At 69.5% G+C, this 18,929-nt stretch carries 16 protein-coding genes and 1 tRNA gene; 6 read left to right on the forward strand and 11 right to left on the reverse strand.

Annotation, left to right across the window (positions count from 1 at the left end):
- Positions 1–456 carry a protein-tyrosine phosphatase family protein gene (locus YWM_RS22390; protein WP_043659843.1) on the forward strand — a complete coding sequence of 152 codons (456 nt, stop codon included), beginning with the start codon at positions 1–3 and terminating at the stop codon, positions 454–456.
- On the opposite strand, the gene YWM_RS0105795 is transcribed toward YWM_RS22390, so the two are convergent.
- Positions 428–823: a VOC family protein gene (locus YWM_RS0105795; protein ID WP_028849917.1), complete on the reverse strand. Its 396-nt coding sequence runs from the start codon at positions 821–823 to the stop codon at positions 428–430. The two genes, YWM_RS22390 and YWM_RS0105795, sit on opposite strands and share 29 nt — an antisense overlap.
- Positions 824–1,102, reverse strand: coding sequence for an ArsR/SmtB family transcription factor (locus tag YWM_RS0105800; RefSeq protein WP_028849918.1), 279 nt, complete (start codon positions 1,100–1,102; stop codon positions 824–826). It lies immediately after the preceding gene.
- A 125-nt stretch (positions 1,103–1,227) separates the two neighbouring features.
- On the opposite strand from YWM_RS0105800, the gene YWM_RS0105805 reads away from it, so the two are divergent.
- Positions 1,228–2,913: a fatty acyl-AMP ligase gene (locus YWM_RS0105805; RefSeq protein WP_028849919.1), complete on the forward strand. Its 1,686-nt coding sequence runs from the start codon at positions 1,228–1,230 to the stop codon at positions 2,911–2,913.
- Between the two features lie 149 nt (positions 2,914–3,062).
- Here YWM_RS0105805 and pth read toward each other — a convergent pair whose 3' ends face one another.
- The 6 genes from pth to YWM_RS0105835 all read right to left on the reverse strand — a co-directional run bounded on the left by pth (position 3,063) and on the right by YWM_RS0105835 (position 8,869).
- A complete protein-coding gene (gene pth, locus YWM_RS0105810) occupies positions 3,063–3,656 on the reverse strand; it encodes an aminoacyl-tRNA hydrolase (protein ID WP_028849920.1) in 594 nt (197 codons plus the stop codon).
- 18 nt (positions 3,657–3,674) lie between these two features.
- On the reverse strand, positions 3,675–4,313 hold the full coding sequence (locus tag YWM_RS0105815) for a 50S ribosomal protein L25/general stress protein Ctc (protein ID WP_028849921.1): 639 nt from the start codon (positions 4,311–4,313) through the stop codon (positions 3,675–3,677).
- 178 nt (positions 4,314–4,491) lie between these two features.
- Positions 4,492–5,469 (reverse strand): ribose-phosphate diphosphokinase, encoded by a 978-nt coding sequence (locus tag YWM_RS0105820; RefSeq protein WP_028849922.1) that lies wholly within the window; start codon positions 5,467–5,469, stop codon positions 4,492–4,494.
- The gene (glmU, locus tag YWM_RS0105825) at positions 5,466–6,947 is read right to left on the reverse strand and encodes a bifunctional UDP-N-acetylglucosamine diphosphorylase/glucosamine-1-phosphate N-acetyltransferase GlmU (RefSeq protein WP_028849923.1); all 1,482 of its coding nucleotides are present in this window, start codon (positions 6,945–6,947) and stop codon (positions 5,466–5,468) included. The genes YWM_RS0105820 and glmU overlap by 4 nt, the downstream gene beginning before the upstream one ends.
- 165 nt (positions 6,948–7,112) lie before the next feature.
- Complete coding sequence (locus tag YWM_RS22395) at positions 7,113–8,735, reverse strand: GGDEF domain-containing protein (RefSeq protein WP_052344601.1); 1,623 nt, start codon at positions 8,733–8,735, stop codon at positions 7,113–7,115.
- 62 nt (positions 8,736–8,797) lie between these two features.
- Positions 8,798–8,869 (reverse strand) — tRNA-Gln (locus YWM_RS0105835).
- Positions 8,870–9,085: 216 nt separating this feature from the next.
- Here YWM_RS0105835 and YWM_RS0105840 point away from each other — a divergent pair.
- Together YWM_RS0105840 and YWM_RS0105845 are read left to right on the forward strand one after the other, a co-directional pair.
- Positions 9,086–10,054: an acyl-CoA desaturase gene (locus YWM_RS0105840; protein ID WP_028849924.1), complete on the forward strand. Its 969-nt coding sequence runs from the start codon at positions 9,086–9,088 to the stop codon at positions 10,052–10,054.
- Positions 10,055–10,163: 109 nt separating this feature from the next.
- A complete protein-coding gene (locus YWM_RS0105845; RefSeq protein WP_028849925.1) occupies positions 10,164–10,760 on the forward strand; it encodes a TetR/AcrR family transcriptional regulator in 597 nt (198 codons plus the stop codon).
- 50 nt (positions 10,761–10,810) lie between these two features.
- On the opposite strand, the gene YWM_RS0105850 is transcribed toward YWM_RS0105845, so the two are convergent.
- Positions 10,811–11,413, reverse strand: coding sequence for a TetR/AcrR family transcriptional regulator (locus tag YWM_RS0105850; RefSeq protein ID WP_043659846.1), 603 nt, complete (start codon positions 11,411–11,413; stop codon positions 10,811–10,813).
- A 117-nt stretch (positions 11,414–11,530) separates the two neighbouring features.
- Here YWM_RS0105850 and YWM_RS22400 point away from each other — a divergent pair, with 117 nt between their 5' ends.
- Entirely contained in the window at positions 11,531–12,751 is a 1,221-nt protein-coding gene (locus YWM_RS22400) for an MFS transporter (protein WP_052344602.1), read from the forward strand.
- Here the strand turns inward: YWM_RS22400 and YWM_RS0105860 are convergent.
- A complete protein-coding gene (locus YWM_RS0105860) occupies positions 12,748–13,950 on the reverse strand; it encodes a PQQ-dependent sugar dehydrogenase (RefSeq protein ID WP_043659976.1) in 1,203 nt (400 codons plus the stop codon). The two genes, YWM_RS22400 and YWM_RS0105860, sit on opposite strands and share 4 nt — an antisense overlap.
- Before the next feature lie 27 nt (positions 13,951–13,977).
- A complete protein-coding gene (locus YWM_RS0105865; RefSeq protein ID WP_043659848.1) occupies positions 13,978–15,261 on the reverse strand; it encodes a PQQ-dependent sugar dehydrogenase in 1,284 nt (427 codons plus the stop codon).
- A 76-nt stretch (positions 15,262–15,337) separates the two neighbouring features.
- On the opposite strand from YWM_RS0105865, the gene mfd reads away from it, so the two are divergent.
- Positions 15,338–18,889, forward strand: coding sequence for a transcription-repair coupling factor (gene mfd, locus YWM_RS0105870; RefSeq protein ID WP_028849929.1), 3,552 nt, complete (start codon positions 15,338–15,340; stop codon positions 18,887–18,889).
- Positions 18,890–18,929 lie beyond the last annotated feature (40 nt).

Genomic DNA, 18,929 nt, shown 5'->3' on the forward strand with positions numbered 1-18,929 from the left:
GTGGGCGCATGGGATGACGAACCCGGTGTCGTGCAGCTGCCCGACGGCCGGAACGTGCGCGGCACCGGCATCAAGCGCCCTCGGGGCCGGCTCGGACAGCCGGAGTTCGCCGTCTACCTGCTGGGGCGGGATCCCGGCGTCCTGGCGTGGCCGAGCCGTTGGGTCCGCTGGGGTGATTTCTGCCTGCCGCGCGACCCGGCCGACGCGATCGACGCGCTGCGCGAGGTCCACGAGCGTGCGGCCGCCGAGCGGGTGGAGATCGCGTGCCGTGGTGGCATCGGCCGGACCGGGACCGCGCTCGCCGTCCTCGCCACGCTCAGCGGAGTCCCGCCGACGCAAGCGGTCGACTGGGTACGCAAGCACTACCACCCGCGAGCCGTGGAAACGCGGCGGCAGCGAGCCTGGGTCGCGTCGGATCCCGCAGGCGCTACGCGACCGGGCTCGTCAACTGGATGAGATTTCCGCAGGTGTCGTCCAACACGGCGGTGATCACCGGGCCCATCTCGGCGGGCTCCTGGGTGAACCGCACGCCCTGTTCGGTCAGCTCCTTGTGCACTGCGCGCACGTCGTCGACGGTGAACGACGCGGCCGGGATGCCGTCGGCGACCAGCCCCTCCTTGTAGGCCTTGGCCGCCGGGTGCTGATCGGGCTCGAGCAGCAGCTCGGGTCCGTCCGGCTGGTCCGGGCTGACCACGGTGAGCCAGCGGTGCTCGCCCATCGGCACGTCGTGCTTCAGTCGGAAGCCGAGCCGTTCGGTGTAGAAGGCCAGCGCCTTGGCCTGATCGTCGACGAACACGCTGGTGATGGTGATGCGGACAGCCATTCAGTCCTCCCGGGCGGTGAGCCAGCGCTCGACGATCTCGCGGAGTGGCTCGGTGTGCAGATGATGGATGCGCGTTCTCCCGGAGCGGCGGACGCTGACCAGCCCGGCCTCCTCCAGGACGGCGATGTGCTGGGTGATCGCCTGCCTGCTCGACGTGACGTCGTGCCGCATGGCCAGCCGGCCGCACAACTCGAACAGGCTCTGCCCGTCCCGCTCGGCCAGCTCGTCCAGGATGAGTCGCCGGGTCGGGTCGGCCAGTGCTTTGTAGACGTCGCCCACTCCGCAATCATATGCAAGTAACTACTTGCATATCAACCCGGCGGCACGGAAACGGCCAGGTCGACCGAGTGTCACTGGACATACCGCCGAGTAACAGTTGACCGTCCGCCAGTATCGTTTCGGGTATGAGCAGGTTCGTCGACACGATGGTCGCCAGCGCTACCTCCGCTGGTGGATCGCGCCGCGGAATCGTCACCGGTGAGCCGCACGAGCCGAAGCATCAGACCTGGGCCGAGATCCACCAGCAGGCCAGGCGCTTCGCCGCGGGACTGATCGCCGCAGGTCTCAAGCCGGGGCAGTCGGTCGGGGTGCTGGCCGCCGCACCGGTGGTCATCGCGCCGACCGTGCAAGCCACGTGGCTGGCAGGCGGCAGTGTGACGATGCTGCACCAGCCGACCCCGCGCACCGACCTGGCCGAATGGGCCTCGGACACGCTGCGCGTGCTGCGCATGATCTCCGCGGAACTGGTGCTGCTCGGCGACCCGTTCGACCAGCTGGCGCCGGTGCTCGAGGAGAACGGCATCCGCTACCTGCTGATCAGCGAACTGCTCGACCACCCCGAATCGCTCGACGAGCCGGTGCCGATGGGCGAGGACGACCTGGCGCTGCTGCAGCTGACCAGCGGATCGACCGCGGACCCGAAAGCGGTCAAGATCACCCACGGCAACCTGATCGCGAACATGACCGCGATGCGCGATCGGGCCGAGCTCGACGTGGACCGTGACGTGATGGTCTCGTGGCTGCCGACGTTCCACGACATGGGCATGGTCGGCTTTCTCACCGTGCCGATGACGTTCGGCGTGGAGCTGGTCAAGGTCACCCCGGCGGAGTTCCTGGCCGGGCCGCTGCTGTGGATCGACCTGATCTCCCGGTACAAGGCGACCGTCACCGCGGCGCCGAACTTCGCCTACGCGGTGGTCGGCAAGCGCCTGGCACGGGTCGAGGACGACAAGTACGACCTGTCCAGCCTGCGTATCGCGCTGAACGGTGCCGAGCCGATCGACGCGAACGCGGTGCGCACCTTCACCGACGCGGGCGCTCGCTTCGGGCTGGACCCGCGCTGCGTGTTCGCCGCCGACGGCATGGCCGAGGCCACGCTCGCGGTGTCGTTCGCGCCGCTGTTCAGCGGCCTGCAGGTCGACGTGGTGGAGGCCGAGGCGCTGGAGAACGACAACCGCGCGGTCCCGGTGCCGGAGGACGACCCGCGGAGGGAGACCGACAAGGTTCGGCAGTTCGCGCTGCTGGGTACGCCGCTGCCCGGGTTGGAGGCCCGCATCGTCGACGAGTCCGGCAACGTGCTGCCCGATCGGCACGTGGGCGAGATCCAGCTGCGCGGTGACTCGATCACGCCCGGCTACCTCACCGTCGACGGGCCACTGGACCTGCGGGACGCCGAGGGCTGGTTCCCCACCGGCGACCTCGGTTATCTCGCGGACGGCCAGATCGTCATCTGTGGCCGCAAGAAGGACGTCATCATCATGGGCGGCCGCAACATCTACCCGACGGACGTGGAGCGCGCGGCGCAATCGGTCGACGGAGTTCGCGCGGGCAACGCGATCGCGGTGCGGATCGACGCAGGCACGCGACGCGAGCGGTATGCCGTGGTGCTGGAGTCGCGGCTGGCAGGCACGGATCAGGAGAAGGAGATCGCCCGCGCGGTGACCACCCGGGTGACCGATGCTGTCGGCGTGCGGCCGTACTCCGTCGTGGTGTTGCCGCCGGGCAGCTTGCCGAAGACGCCGTCCGGCAAGGTCAAGCGGGCGGCGACGGCGATCGAGTACGCGAAGGAGATCACGCAGGCGTCCGCGTGACGTGGCGGCCGGGGTCCGACTGCACCAGGAGCCCGACCTCGCGCATTGAGACATGGCCGGTCGACACCGCACCGGCGGGATTGGCGTGCGAATGTGCCGCACGCGCCCGCGCAGTCGAGGGCGGCGGAGAACGACCCGCGCCGAGGATGTCAGTGATAGGTGTTCTGTGCCGCGGCGAGGCCTTTGGTGACGAGGGCCTCGACCGCGTCGGCGCAGCGGTCGATGTGGAACGCCAGTTCTTTGCGCTCCACGGTGGAGAAGTCCTTCAGCACGTAGTCCGCCGGGTTCATCCGCCCGGGCGGGCGGCCGATGCCGAACCGCACCCGGTAGTAGTTGCGGGTACCCAACGCCGACGTCAGCGAGCGCAGGCCGTTGTGGCCGCTCTCGCCGCCGCCGAACTTGAGCCGGACCACGCCGAAGTCCAGATCCAGCTCGTCGTGCACGGCCACGATCCCGCTCGGCTCGACGCCGAAGTACTGCGCGGCCGCCTTGACCGGACCGCCGGAGAGGTTCATGTAGCTACGCGGCTTGATCATCGCGACGCGGACGCCGGCCAACCGGCCTTCCAGCAGCGCCACGTTGGTGCGATGCGCCTTGAACGAGCCGCCCACACGGTCGGCGAGCTCGTCCAGCACCAGGAACCCGATGTTGTGCCTGGTGGTCTCGTACCGGGGGCCCGGATTGCCGAGGCCGGCGAGCAGCACGAGCTCGCCGGCGCCCGGCACATCGGTGGGTGTTGACACTCGAACTTCTCAAGCGGACTACTCGGAGGCCTCTTCCGCGGCCTCGCCCGCGGCTTCCTTGGGCTCCTCGGCGGCCTCGGTGTCCAGGCCTTCCTCCATGGCCTCGGCGGTCGGGGCCTCGTTCACCGCGACGAGGACCGACTCGCCCTCGGTGACCAGGGTGGCACCCTTCGGCAGCTCGATGTCGGCCGCGGTGATGGTGGTGCCGGCCTCGGCGTCCTCGATGCTGACGTGCAGTTCCTCGGGGATGTTCAGCGCGTCGACCTCGATGGTGATGTTGTCGACCTCCTGCAGCACCAGCGTGCCGGGGGCCGGGTCGCCGGAGACGATCACCGGAACGTCGACCGAGACCCGCTCGCCCTTCTTGACGACCAGCAGGTCGACGTGCTCGATGTAGTTCTTCAGCGGGTGCACGGCGATGTTCTTGGTGAGCGCCAGCTGCGGCTTGTCGCCGTCGATGTCCAGCGTCAGCACGGAGTTGTACCCGTGGTCACGGATCACCCGGGCGAACTCGATGGCGGGCAGCGCCAGGTGCTTCGGGTCGGTGCCGTGGCCGTAGAGCACCGCGGGGATCTTGCCTGCCTTGCGGGTCCGCCGCGCGGCACCCTTACCGAACTCGCTGCGCTGCTCAACTGTCAGCTTGATCTCGTCGGACACGTCGTTCGCTCCTCGACACTCGGACTTCGCTGTGTGCTCGTGGGCCCGGGGAGGAGCGCGCGTGCGCGCGGCAGGAAGCCTGCTCCGCCACGTCGATCACGCGGGGTCGAAACCCGCCTCGCCGGGGCAACCAGTTCAGTCTACGGACCGGCTCAGCCGCGCCGGCCGCCGGGTCGGGCTAGGCGTTGCCGTCGAACAGGCTGGTCACCGAGCCGTCCTCGAAGACTTCCTGGATGGCGGTGGCCAACAGCGGCGCGATGGACAGCACCGTCATGTTCGGGAACCGCTTCTCCTCCGGGATCGGCAGCGTGTTGGTGAAGATCACCTCGGTCGCGCCGCAATTGGCCAGCCGCTCGGAAGCGGGCGGCGACAGCACCCCGTGGGTGGCCGCCACGATGACCTCCTTGGCGCCTTCGTCCTTGAGCGCCTGCACCGCGCCCGCGACCGTGCCACCGGTGTCGATCATGTCGTCGATGATCACGCACGTGCGGCCCTTGACCTTGCCGACCACCCGCTTGGAGATGGCCTCGTTCGGCCGGTCCGGGTCGCGCGTCTTGTGGATGAACGCGATCGGCCGGTCACCCAGCTGCTGTGCCCACTTCTCGGCCAGCCGCACCCGGCCGGTGTCCGGGGAGACCACCGTGACGTCGGACTCGTACTGCTCCTGCAGGTGCTTGATCAGCACGTTCTGCGCGAACATGTGGTCGACCGGGCCGTCGAAGAAGCCCTGGATCTGGGCGGTGTGCAGGTCGACGGTCAGGATGCGGTCCGCGCCGGCCGTCTTGAGCAGGTCGGCGATCAGCCGCGCCGAGATCGGTTCCCGGCCCTTGTGCTTCTTGTCCTGCCTGCCGTACGGGTAGAACGGCATGACCACGGTGATCCGCTTGGCGCTGCCGCGCTTGAGCGCGTCCACCATGATCAACTGCTCCATGAGCCACTCGTTGATCGGCGGCGGGAAGCTCTGGATGACGAACGCGTCGACGCCGCGCACCGACTCCTCGTAGCGCACGTAGATCTCGCCGTTGGCGAACGTGCGCGCCACCTGCGGCGTGATCGCCACGTTGAGGTGCTTGGCCACCTCCTCCGCCAGCTCAGGGTGGGACCGACCGGCGAAGAGCATCATGTTCTTCTTCGGGGTGCCGGACTTGGAGCTCATGATGCCTCTCCGTTCTCGGGCTCGTCGCCGCTTTCGGACTGCTGTTGAGCGAGGGCGGCCTCGGCTGCCTCGGCGGCCGGGGTCCCCGGCCGCTTGGCGAACACCCAGCCTTCCAGGTTGCGCTGCGGCGCGCCGGAGATGGCCAGGGCGCCCGGTGGGACGTCCCGGCGGATGACCGTGCCCGCGCCGCTGTACGCGCCGTCGCCGATCGTCACCGGGGCCACGAACTGATTGTCCGCCCCGGTGCGCACGTGCGAACCGATCGTCGTGCGGTGCTTGTTCACGCCGTCGTAGTTGACGAACACCGTGCCGCAGCCGATGTTGCTGTACTCGCCGATGGTGGCGTCGCCGACGTAGGTCAGGTGCGGCACCTTGGTCCCGGTGCCGATCTCGGCGTTCTTGGCCTCCACGAACGCACCGAGCTTGCCTTTGGTGCCGAGCTTGGTGCCGGGCCGCAGGTAGGTGAACGGGCCGACGGTCGCGCCCGCGCCGATCACCGAGTCCGATCCGTGCGTGCGCACCACGGACGCTCCCGGGCCGACCTCGACGCGGCTCAGCGTGGTGTCCGGGCCGATGATCGCGCCCGCGCCGACCGTGGTGCCCGCCTTGAGCTGCACATTGGGCTCGATCACCACGTCCTGCCCCAGCTCGACGTCCGCGTCCAGCCACGTCGTCGCCGGGTCGACGATGGTCACACCCGCGCGCTGCCAGCGCTGCACGATGCGCCGGTTGAGCTCGGCGCCGAGCGCGGCCAGCTGGACCCGGTCGTTGACGCCCTCGGTCAGCCACGTGTCCTCGACCACCATCGCCGAGACCTGGCGTCCGTCCGAGCGGGCGATCGCGACGATGTCGGTCAGGTACAGCTCGCCTTGCGCGTTGTCGGTCGACAGCCTGCGCAGGCCGTCGGCGAGCACCTGGGCGTCGAACGCGTACACACCCGAGTTGATCTCCCGGACCGCCAGCTGCTCCTCGGTGGCGTCCTTGTGCTCGACGATCGACCGCACGCTGCCGTCGTCGTCCCGCAGCACGCGGCCGTACCCGGTGGGGTCGTCCACCTCGGCCGTGAGGATGGTGACCGCGGAGCCGGTCGACTCGTGCTGCGACAGCAGCGCGGCCAGTGTCTCGGTGTCCAGCAGCGGCACGTCGCCGTAGCTGACCAGCACGGTGCCGGACAACTCCTGCGGCAGCGCGTCCAGTGCGCACTGCACCGCGTGCCCGGTGCCGTTCTGCTCTTCCTGCACCGCTGTGCCGACGGTCATCCCGAGTGCTTCGGACACCGTCGCCAGGTGCGCCGTCACGGCTTCCCGCCCGTGGCCGACGACGACCACGAGATGCTCCGGTTTCAACCCGGCGGCGGCGCGCACGGCGTGCTCCACCAAGGGCCGTCCGGCGATCGGGTGTAACACCTTCGGGGTGCTCGAACGCATCCGTGTGCCCTCGCCTGCGGCGAGGATCAACGTGGTGAGGCTGGAGGTCACGGTTCTCCCAGTGCGATTCGTGGCGGGCTCGTCGCGACAGCCGATCCTACGGGGCTCGGGCGTTCCGACTGGACCCAGGCGGTGTGCAGTTCGTCTCTACCAGGCCATCCTCGCTGCCGCACGCCGTTGCGACGGCAACTGTCGTGGCCGCAGTCACTGCCGCGGTCAGCTGACCGCTTCCGCGCCATCCTGCATCGCCGACGCGACTTGATTGCCGCCGTTGCGCTTGGCCTGGTACATGGCGGCGTCCGCGCGGGCCAGCACCGCGTCGACGTGTTCGGTCGGCGCCATGGACACCAGCCCGATGGACAGCGTCACGCCGTGTGACAAGTGGCCAGGCAGGTCGGCCACCGCGGCACGGCACCGGTTCATGGCGTTCGCTGCGGCGGACGCCGGCGCGCCGGGCAGCAGCACGACGAACTCGTCCCCGCCGTAGCGGGCCACGAAGTCCCCGCCACGCAGGGCGTCGCGCAACGTGCTGGCGATGACCCGCAGCACGTCGTCGCCTTCCTGGTGGGACTTCTTGTCGTTGACGCCCTTGAAGCCGTCGAGGTCGACCAGCGCGACGGCGAGTGGCTGGGCGGAGGCGTCGGTGGACAGTTGCCGCAGCCGTTCGTCCAGCGCGCGGCGGTTCGGCAGCCCGGTGAGCGGGTCCTGCAACGCCTGCTTGGCGATGGCGCCGTGCTGGGCGGAAAGACGTTCGTGCTTGCGCCGGGTCTCCAACGCGGCCGCTTGCGACTCGCGCAGCGCCCACAGTTCGGCTTCCAGCGTCTGCACGTAGCCGGCCACGGTTGGGGCGACCCGTCCGGCGGTCTCGATGCGCGCCAGTTCCCGGTCGATGTTCAGCTGCGTCGACGTCGGGGCGTTCATGGCGCGGGCTTCCTCCCGCGCGCCGATGAGGACCTCCAACGCGTCGTTGCTCAGCCGGTCGGCTTCCAGGCAGCGGGCCAGGGCGATGGCCACCAACACGGTTTCCTGACCGGACGAGGGCTGGGCGAGCAGCCTGCGCAACCGCGTCACGTGCTGCTGATCCGGCTCGGCCAAGGCCACCGCGGCCGCGACCAGGCCGACCTGCTCGATCGCGGGCTGGTCGCGCTTACGGAACAGCGAGTCGGTGAACGGTCCCTCGACCTCGCGGGCCACCGCGGCCGCCATGCTGAATTTCTGCCTGGCCAGGTCGTTCTTGCGCACCCGCTCCAGCCGCAGCCCCCAGGACAGCAGCATCTCGATGAAGTTGAGCAGCTGGATGGTGATCTCGTGCGGGCTGGCGCTTTGGATCAGCGCCTCGTGTGCCCTGACGGAGACTTCCTCCGCGGTCTCGTACAGACTCAGCTCGCTCAGTACCTGCCAGCAGTCGATCAACGCGCGGACCAGTGCCCGCTCGCTGGCGCGGGCGTCGCCGTGCGACTCCTCGTCCGGCGGGTCGTCCAGGATCGCCAGCGCCCTGGCGATCTCGGTCAGCGCGGCGTCCTGCTTGCCGGCCAGGATCAGCCTGCGGGCTTGCAGCGCGTGCGCGCCCGCGCGCTGGATCGGCATGCCGTTGCGCCGGGTGTGCGCGAGCAGTTCGTCCAGCAGTGGCTCGGACGTCGCACACCGGCCACGGGTGGCCAACCGCGCCATCGCGGCACTGCGCAGCAGGTCTGCGATCATCAGCGCGTGGCCACGCCGCTTGGCTTCGGCCAGCAGCATGTCCAACTCGTCGATGATGCGTAGCTGCTCGGCGCGCTCGCTGGTCTGCACCGAGGCGCGCAATTCGCGAGCCCGGCCCAGCAGCCAGGCGTCGGACATACCCGACACGCCAGGCGGTCGCCGCCGCGGAGGGGAATCGGGACTGCTCACGCGCAGGGAAGCTCCGCCGCCAGGACTCGAACCTGAACCGTCAGAACCAAAATCTGAAGTGCTGCCCATTACACCACGGCGGATCGGTAGGGGATCGCTCGTCGACCCCTCCTGTCGACCATTGTGCACGGTTGTCGCAGCACCTGTTGACGCGGGCCGCACCATACGGCACCGCCTTGCCGCAACACGCACACCGTGGTCGCCGATGTGGGTCGCATGACGCGAAGCTGTTTGCCCGGCGGATTCTTCGGGTACCGTAACCTACGGAACCGTAGGTAGCAGGAAACAGGAGCGGGCTCATGACGGTTACTGCCGGCGAGACCAACGCCGAGCCCACGACAACCGACACCCCCAAGAAAGGGTCGAAGCCGATCATTTCCGGCAGGCGTCCGGTCAAAGTGCAAGTGGCCGTCTACGTCGGCGTGCTGGCGCCCATGCTGGCGCTCATCGCCGCCGTGCCGCTGGCCTGGGGCTGGGGTCTGACCTGGGTGGACGTCGGTCTGTTCGTGGCTTTCTACTTCTTCGGCGCCGCCGGGATCACCGTCGGATACCACCGCCATCTGACCCACGGGTCGTTCAAGGCCAAGCCGTGGTTGCGTGCCTTGCTGGCGATCGCGGGCAGCACCGCGCTGCAGGGGCCGCCGTTGACCTGGGTGGCCGACCATCGGCGGCATCACGCCTATTCCGACCGGGAGGGCGACCCGCACTCGCCGTGGGCGTACGGCGAGACCCCGCTGGCCATCGCCAAGGGGTTCTGGCATGCGCACATGGGGTGGTTGTTCGACCGCAACGTCACCAACATCGACCGGTTCGCGCCCGATCTGGTCAAGGACAAGCTGCTGGTCTGGGTGGACAAGAAGTTCTGGCTGTGGACTTTGCTCAGCCTGGCGGTGCCCGCCGTGCTCGGCGGCCTGATCACCTGGTCCTGGTGGGGTGCGCTGACCGCGTTCTTCTGGGCCGGGCTGGTGCGTATCTGCGTGCTGCACCACGTCACGTGGTCGATCAACTCGGTGTGCCACATGATCGGCGAGCGGCCGTTCAAGGCGCGGGACAAGTCGGCGAACTTCTGGCCGCTGGCGATCCTGTCGCTCGGCGAGTCCTGGCACAACCTGCACCACGCCGACCCGACGTCCGCGCGGCACGGCGTCAAGCGTGGGCAGATCGACATCTCGGCGCGGATGATCTGGCTGTTCGAGAAGTTCGGCTGGGCCTACGACGTGCGCTGGCCGACCGAACAACGGCTGGCGCGCCTGGCGGCGAAGGCCTGATCGGCTCGGCTTCCCGCCGGGTCGATAGCCTGCAGCCATGGCGCGGCGGTCGAAGCGGACGAGCGGATCCAAAGGGCAGACCCCGGCGGCTCCGGCACCTCGTGTGCGGATGACCGGGTCCGAGCGGCGGCAACAGCTGCTGGACGTGGCGAAGGCGCTGTTCGCCGAGAAGGGCTTCGACGGCACGTCGGTGGAGGAGATCGCGCAGCGCGCGGATGTCTCCAAGCCGGTGGTGTACGAGCACTTCGGCGGCAAGGAAGGCATCTACGCCGTCGTGGTCGACCGGGAAACGCAGACGCTGCTCGACCAGATGGTCGCCAGCTTGCACGCCGACCACCCCCGCACGATGTTGGAGCAGGCGGCGATCGCGCTGCTGACTTACGTCGAACAATCGGAAGGTGGCTTCCGCATCCTGGTGCGGGATTCGCCGGTGGTGACTTCGACGGGCACGTTCTCCACGCTGCTCAACGACATCGCCAGTCAGGTCGAGCACATCCTCGGCCAGCAGTTCTCCGCCCGCGGGTACGACCGCAAGCTGGCGCCGCTGTACGCGCAGGCGTTGGTCGGCATGGTCGCCCTGACCGGGCAATGGTGGCTGGACGCGCGCAAGCCCAAGCGCAACGAGGTCGCCGCGCATCTGGTCAACCTCGCGTGGAACGGGCTGTCCCAGCTCGAGCACAAACCCAAGCTGCAGCTCAACGATTAGTCCCCGGCGCGGGCGCGGCGACGGCGGTCTGAGGATGACCGTGCAGCAGCTCAACGCGGCGATCGCGCCGACTCGGGTTCGTCGGCGGACAACGTCCGGCGGGCGAACTCGACCACCTGGGCACGCATGAGCCGGTGGCGTTCCTCGGGGCTTTCGCCCTCCAGGAGGAAACGGGCGAGCTGGGGCATGGCGTGTGGCCAGCAGGCAAGTCCGATGAGCGTCATCAGCTTGGCTGCCGTGTGGTGGTCCGCCGGCCTGCCGAGCGCCTTGGCCAGTGCCTCGACCTTCTTGCGGTAGTTCGGTTGGCGGGCGCCGCCGTCGAACGGGCGGTCGCCGTAGTGCAGGGCCTCCCACAGCATGAGCCTGAGCAGGACCGGGCGCCGACGGTGAAAGTCGTACAGCCGTCCGACGTATTCGGCGAGGTCGCCCTCGGGCAGCCCGATCCCGTCGGCGTGCTCGGCCATCGCTTGCGTGACCACGATTTGGAACAGGGCCTCTTTGCTGCCGAAGTTCGCGTAGATCCGCTCCTTGTTCGCTCCGGCGGCCGCCGCGATCCGGTCCACCCGCGCTCCGGCGATGCCGTGCGTGGCGAACTCGTCGCGCGCCGCGGCCAGGAGGCGCTCCCGGGTGCTGGGCGACTTCGTTGTGGCCATGCCCCGCAGCGTAGCAACCAACCAACCAGGTAGTTGACATCCAACTAGTTGGTTGGCATGGTGAAGGTCGTGTCCTCGCCTCGACGTCAAACGCAGCGATGGGTTCACCTCGGGCGGATGCTGCCGATCCTTCTCGCGACCTCTGTCGTCGGCGTCGGCCAGACCTACACCGTCATCCCGCTGATGCCCGCCATGGCTCGCGACTGGGGGATCGCGGCGTCGTCCACGGCATGGTTGTCGACCGGGTTCAGCCTCAGCTTCGCGGTCGGTTTCCTCTTCGCAGGCCCGGCCGCGGACCGGTACGGGCCGCGCAGGGTGATCCTTGCCGGCCTGCTGTGCGCCGCGCTGTCGACACTGCTCGTGACTTTCGCCCAGAGTCTGCCCGCGGCCGTGGCGTTCCGCTGTTTGCAGGGCGTGACGGTGGCCGCGGTCGGCCCTACCGCGATGGCTTACGTCGCCGAGCACGCCGACACGCGTCGACGCCCGGTCGCGCTCGGCGCGATGAGCAGCGGCGGACTGGCTGCGGCCGTGCTGATGCAGGTCGCAGCCCAGGCCCTGGCTCCGGCGGGCTGGCGTGCGATCTTCTTCGCTTCCTCGGCGGTCATGCTGCTGCTGTTCGTCGCCGTCCTGGTCGGCTTGCGTGCCGACACCGCCGAGCGGGCGAACACCATGAGGACGGCGTTGATCAGCTTGCCGCGGCTGTTGGCCCGTCCACGGCTGCTCGCGTTCTATGCAGCGGCGAGCACGCTGTTGGGGAGCTTGGTCATCCTCTACACCGCGATCGAGATCGCGGGCCCGCCCGCCGTGGCGGACGACCCGACGGCGCTCCTCGTGCTCCGGGCCAGCTCGCTGCCCGCGGTCGTCGTTGCGCCCTTGCTGACCGGTGTGGCCGCTCGGTTCAGTGCTCGTACCAAGGCGGTGTTTGCCCTGGGGCTGGCAACGCTCGGCGCGGCCGCTGCGGGCCTTGTCGGCGACGACGTGGTCCTGCTCGCGCTGGCGCTGCTGCTCTACGTCGCCGGGATCGCCGTCGCTGCACCGAACCTGGTCGAGTTGATCCACGCAGCGGCACCCGATGCCATCGGCGCGGCGACCGCCCTCTACACCGCGGCACTGTTCATCGGCACGAGTATAGGACCGCAGATCGCCGGCGCCACGACATCAGGGGGCTTCGCCGCGGCGGCACTGACCGGGGCTGCCGTGCTCGTCGTCGGCGCCCTGGCGGTCTGCGCAACCGCAGGCCGCTCGGCGAGGGGCATCCGACGCCGCACCGCCACGCCTGCCGAAGACGCCGGAGAGCAGAGCGCTGCTCGAGCTGCCCTCGGGCAACCCGTCAACTAGTCAGCGGTCACCCGCAGGATCTCGTCGTCCTCGCCGTCGTCCGTGCTCAGATACAGCGCCGCGTCCGGCCCGAGTCGTGCCGCGCGGAGCCTGCCGTACTGGCCGTCCAGCTCCTCGGGCACGGTCACCTCTTCGACCTGCTCGCCCTTTTCGTCGAGCCGTAGCAGGAACATCTTCTGTGCTTTCAGTGCGGTGACGGCGAGCAGGCCCTCGAGCTCACCCCACTGCTCGCCGGCCAGGAACTCCGCCCCGCACAGTGCCTCGGTCTGATCACCGGTGGTCCACAGTGGACGGACAGCGTCGGGGAAGCGTTCGGTGTCGGTCATCGACACGCCCTCGTCGTAGCCGTCGACGGTCCCGCCCCGGGACGGATCCCAGCCGTAGTTGCCGCCCAGCTCCAGCCGGTTCACCTCGTCGTCGACGTCCGGTCCGTGTTCGGCGGTGAACACCTGGTCGGTTCCCGGCCGCAGCGCCACACCCTGGACGTTCCGGTGGCCGTAGCTGGCGAGCCTGCGCGTGTTGGTGTTCGAGCTGTTCGCGAACGGATTGTCCGGCAACCCTTCGCCGGTCTTCGGGTCGACCCGCAGCACCTTGCCGCCCAGGCCCTTCTTGTCCTGCGGATTCGCACCCTGCGCCGCATCACCGGTGCCGATGAGCAACTCGCCGTCGGGCCCGTACTCCAGCCGGCAGCCCGAGTGTCTGCCGCTGTCGTTGAGCGGGATCCCGGTGACCAGTGTGCGCACCTTCTCCGCGGACGTGCCGTCCTCGGACAGTTTCCACGTCACCACGCGAACATCGACCGGCGCGCCGCCTTCCTGGTAGGCGTGGCACACGGTGAACTCGCGCGTCTTGGCGAAATCCGGTGAGACGACCAGACCCATCAGGCCGCCCTCACCGCTGACGTAGACGTCGCCGAGGTCGGCTTTGATCTCCGTGCGCTTCGCTCCCGGCTCACCGCCGGACAACAGCGTCAGCCTGGCCGGCCGTTCGGTGACCAGCAGCTCACCGCCGGGCAGGAATCCGATGTCCCACGGATGTTCGAACCCGGCAGCGACCCGCTGCACCCGCAGGCCGGTCGGCTCCGCGCCCTCGGGCGCAGGAACGCGCTGCTGCTGCACCGGCGCGCTCGTACAGGCCGCCAGCAGCGCGGCGAGCGTGGAAAACACCAGCGCGGGCACGAATCTGGTCACATCGACCATCATGCCCGCGCTGGCGCGTGAAACGTGTTACTTCGCCGGCTCGACCCGCAGCAGGTAGTCGTTCTCGCCACCCGCGGTGGTCAGGTACAACGCACCGTCCGGGCCGATCCGCGCGGCGCGCAGCCGCTTGTAGGTCCAGTCGAGCTCCTTCGGCACGTCGACCGCGGTGATCTTGCTGTCGGTGCCTTCGCCCTCGACGGTCATCAGGAACAGCTTCGAGCCCTTCAGCGACGTGACCGCCAGCTTGCCTTCCAGCTCACCCCACTGCTTGCCCTCGAGGAAGATCGCCGCGCACAGCGCCTCGGTCGGCTCGCCGGTGGCCCACTTCGCGTCCACCGCGTCCGGGAACAGCTCCTTGTCGGTCATCGGAGCCTCGACCTCGAACTTGGCGTACTGGCTCTGGTCGGTCTTCTCGCCACCGTGCGACGGGTCCCAGCCGTAGTTCTTGCCCGGCTGGATCAGGTTGATCTCGTCGTCCCGGATCGTGCCGTGCTCGGAGGTCCAGATCTCCTTGGTGCCCGGCCGCACCGCGACGCCCTGGACGTTGCGGTGGCCGTAGCTGATCACGCGCTTGGCTTCCTCGGTCTTGGCCGAGCCGTCGGCGACCCACGGATTGTCCGGCAGCGCCTTGCCGGTGTCCCAGTCCACGCGCAGCACCTTGCCGCCGAGGTTGTTCTTGTCCTGGGCGGTGTTCAGGTGCCAGCCGTCACCGGTGCCGATCAGCAGCTCGCCGTCCGGGCCCTCGGTCGGGCGGCAGCCGACGTGCTGACCGGTCGGGCCGAGCGGCAGCCCGGTGATCAGGTCCTTGACCTTGGTCGCGGACTTCTCGTCCTTCGACAGCTTCCAGGTGATCAGCCGGATGTCGTTCGGCTTGCCGTCCGGGGTCGCCGTGGTCTGGCACAGCGTGAACTTGCGGGACTTCTCGAAGTCCGGGTGCAGCACCATGCCGAGCAGACCACCCTCGGCCTTCACGTACGGCTTGGGCAGGTCGATCTTGACGTCGGTGACCGTGGTCTGCTTCGGGTCGGTGATGTCGGTGATCTTCTGGCCCTTCTTCTTGGGCGAGATGACCGACAGCTTCCCCGGCCGCTGCGGCACCAGCACGTTGCCGCTGGGCAGGAAGCCGATGTCCCAGCCGACCTTCAGCCCCTCGGCCACCTCGGTGACCTTGATCTTGCCCTGCGAGTGCGAGCGCTGGTCACCCTTGATCGCGCCGGGCGGCGGTTCGTTGCCGGATGCGTCTTCCGAACAGCTGGTCAGCAGCACGGACAAGCTGGCGAGTACGGCTGCAGTCACGCGGAAGCGTTTCATGACGGCGAGTCTGTCAAAAGGGGCGGAACGCGCCCGCAGCCGGGGTCGTCGGTGCTGCGCCGTACCCTGTTTACTCGTGCTTTCCGGCTTGTTGTCCGCCGCCTTGTCCACCCCCGGCTTGAGTGCTGTCGTCGACCGCGCCGGGGCGGCTGAGCTTGCGCTCCAGGGGCCCGCCGCCGCGCGGCAACTGGTCGTGGCGGCGCTGGCCGCGGACAAGGCGGCCGGTGGTGCCGAGCGGCCGGTGCTGGCGGTCGTGCCGACCGGTCGGGAGGTCGACGTGCTGTCGTCGGCACTGGCCGACCTGCTGGGTCCGGACCAGGTGGCGGCCTTCCCGTCCTGGGAGACGTTGCCGCACGAGCGGTTGTCGCCGCGTGCGGACACCATCGGCACCCGGTTGCAGGTGCTGCGCAGGCTGAAGCATCCCGGCGTCGACGGGCCGCTGCGCGTGGTCGTCGCCGGCGTGCGCAGCCTGATCCAGCCGATGGCGCCCGGCTTGGCCGAGCTGGAGCCGGTCGAACTGGCCCCGGGCGGCGAGCACGAGTTCGACGAGCTGACCACACGCCTGCTCGAGCTGGCCTACACCCGCGTGGACATGGTGGAGAAGCGCGGCGAGTTCGCCGTGCGCGGCGGCATCCTGGACGTCTTCCCGCCCACCGCGCCGCACCCGTACCGCGTGGAGTTCTGGGGCGACGAGGTTTCCGAGATCCGCATGTTCTCGGTCGCCGACCAGCGCTCGTTGCCCGAGCCGGTCGAGCGCGTGGTCGCCGCGCCGTGCCGGGAGCTGTTGCTGACGCCCGAGGTGCGGGCGCGTGCGGCGGCGCTGCAGAGTGAGCACGAGTCGAACGCGGCGCTCAGTGAGATGCTGGAGAAGCTGTCGCAGGGCATCCCGGTCGAGGGCATGGAGTCGCTCATCCCGGTGCTGCTGCACGGTGACCTGGAGCTGCTCACCGACGCGTTCCCGGACGGGACGCACGTGGTGCTGGCCGACCCCGAACGCATCGTGGCCCGCGCGCACGATCTGGTCCGCACCGGTCAGGAGTTCCTGGAGGCCTCGTGGTCCAGCGCTGCGGCCGGAGGACAGGCTCCGATCGACCTCGGCGCCTCGGCGTACCGCGAGCTGGCCGAGATCGAGCGGCACGCGAAGGAGACCGGCCGCTGCTGGTGGACGCTCAGCCAGCTGACCACCGACGTCGAGGACGTGCTGGACACCGGCGTGCAGCCTGCGCCCGGATACCGCGGTGACTTTCCCCAGGCGGCCAAGGACTTGCGCGCGCAGACCGCGTCCGGCGGGGCAGCGGTGCTGGTCGTCGCGGGTGCGGGTACTGCGGCGCGGGCCGTCGAGCAGCTGTCCGCCGAGGAGGTTCCGGCCGCGCTCGCCGAGAGCCTCGACGACGTCCCGCCCGCGGGCGTCGTGACGGTCACCCGCGGCACGATCACCGAAGGGTTCTCGCTGCCCTCCGCTGCGCTGGCCGTCCTCAGCGAGTCGGACATCACCGGTCGCGGGGCGGTCGACGCCCAGGCAGCAAGCGTCAAGATGCCGTCCCGCAGGCGCAACGCGGTCGACCCGCTGGCGCTCAAGCCGGGCGACTACGTGGTGCACGAACAGCACGGCATCGGCCGCTACGTGGAGATGGTGCAGCGCAAGGTCGCCGGTGCCACCCGTGAGTACCTCGTGTTGGAGTACGCCAGCTCCAAGCGCGGGCATCCCGGTGACCGGCTGTACGTCCCGACCGATCAGCTGGACGCGGTCTCCCGCTACGTCGGCGGTGAGCTGCCGACGCTGAACAAGCTGGGCGGCTCGGACTGGAAGAACACCAAGGCGCGGGCGCGTAAGGCGGTGCGGGAGATCGCCGCCGAGCTCATCCAGCTGTACGCCGCTCGGCAAGCGTCGCCGGGACACGCGTTCGGGCCGGACACCCCGTGGCAGCGCGAGCTGGAGGACGCCTTCCCGTTCACCGAGACCCCGGACCAGCTGGCGGCCATCGACGAGGTCAAGGCCGACATGCAGCGCGGCGTACCGATGGACCGGGTGATCTGCGGCGACGTCGGCTACGGCAAGACCGAGATCGCGGTGCGGGCGGCGTTCAAAGCGGTGCAGGACGGCAAGCAGGTCGCGGTGCTGGTGCCGACGACGCTGCTGGCTCAGCAGCACCTGGCCACGTTCAGCGAACGCATGAGCGCGTTCCCGGTCACCATCAAGGGACTGTCCCGCTTCACCCCCGAGACCGAGGTCGAGTCGATCCTGACCGGCCTTGCCGAGGGTGAGGTGGACATCGTCATCGGCACGCACCGGCTGCTGCAGACCGGGGTCCGGTACAAGGACCTCGGCCTGGTCATCGTGGACGAGGAGCAGCGGTTCGGCGTCGAGCACAAGGAACACATCAAGGCGATGCGCACGCACGTGGACGTGCTGACCATGTCGGCCACGCCGATCCCGCGCACGCTGGAGATGTCGCTGGCGGGCATCCGCGAGATGTCCACCATCCTGACCCCGCCGGAGGAGCGGCACCCGGTGCTGACCTACGTCGGCGGCTACGACGACAAGCAGGTCGCCGCGGCCATCCGGCGTGAGCTGCTGCGCGACGGCCAGGTCTTCTACGTGCACAACCGGGTGCGCAGCATCGAGAAGGCGGCCAAGCGACTCGGCGAGCTGGTGCCGGAGGCCCGCATCGCGGTCGCGCACGGCCAGATGAACGAGGACCGCCTGGAGAAGATCATCGAGGGCTTCTGGCGGCACGAGTTCGACGTGCTGGTGTGCACCACGATCGTCGAGACGGGTCTGGACATCGCGGGAGCGAACACGCTCATCGTGGAGCGGGCGGATCTGCTCGGCCTTGCCCAGCTGCACCAGCTGCGCGGCCGGGTCGGGCGCCGCCGCGAGCGTGGCTACGCCTACTTCCTGTACCCGACCGAGGCGCCGCTGACCGAGACCGCGCACGAGCGGCTGGCCACCATCGCGCAGAACACCGAGCTGGGCGCGGGCATGGCAGTGGCGATGAAGGACCTGGAGATCCGCGGCGCGGGCAACATCCTGGGCGCCGAGCAGTCCGGACACATCGCGGGTGTCGGCTTCGACCTCTACGTGCGGCTGGTCGGCGAGGCGGTGGATGCGTTCCGGCGTTCGGCCGGTGCGGAGCCCGCCGAGGAGGAGCCGGTCGAGGTCCGGGTGGACCTGCCGGTGGACGCGCACATTCCGCACGACTACGTCTCCGGCGAGCGACTGCGCCTGGAGGCCTACCGCAAGATCGCCGCCGCCAGCCAGCAGGACGGCGTCGCGGCGATCGACGAGGTCCGCGACGAGCTGACCGACCGCTACGGCTCCCCGCCCGCACCGGTCGAGCGCCTGCTGAAGATCGCCGGGTTGAAGCAGGTGTGCCGGGCCGCGGGGGTCACCGAGGTCTCGCTGCAGGGCAACAACATCCGGTTCGCCCCGCTGAAGCTGGCCGACTCGCAGCAGGTGCGGCTCAAGCGGCTGTACCCGAAAGCGATCTTCAAGGCCGCGACCAGCACGGTGTCCGTGCCGCGGCCGACAGAAGGGCCTGCGGGTGGTCGCATCGGGGCGCCGCCGCTGCGGGACGACGAGCTGTTGCAGTGGTGCGTGAAGCTGGTGCAGTCGCTCACGGAGTGACCGGCGAGGCGTCGGGCCCGCTGACCCCGGCGCTGTCCGC

It is taken from the genome of Thermocrispum municipale DSM 44069 (assembly GCF_000427825.1).
Classification (GTDB): domain Bacteria; phylum Actinomycetota; class Actinomycetes; order Mycobacteriales; family Pseudonocardiaceae; genus Thermocrispum; species Thermocrispum municipale.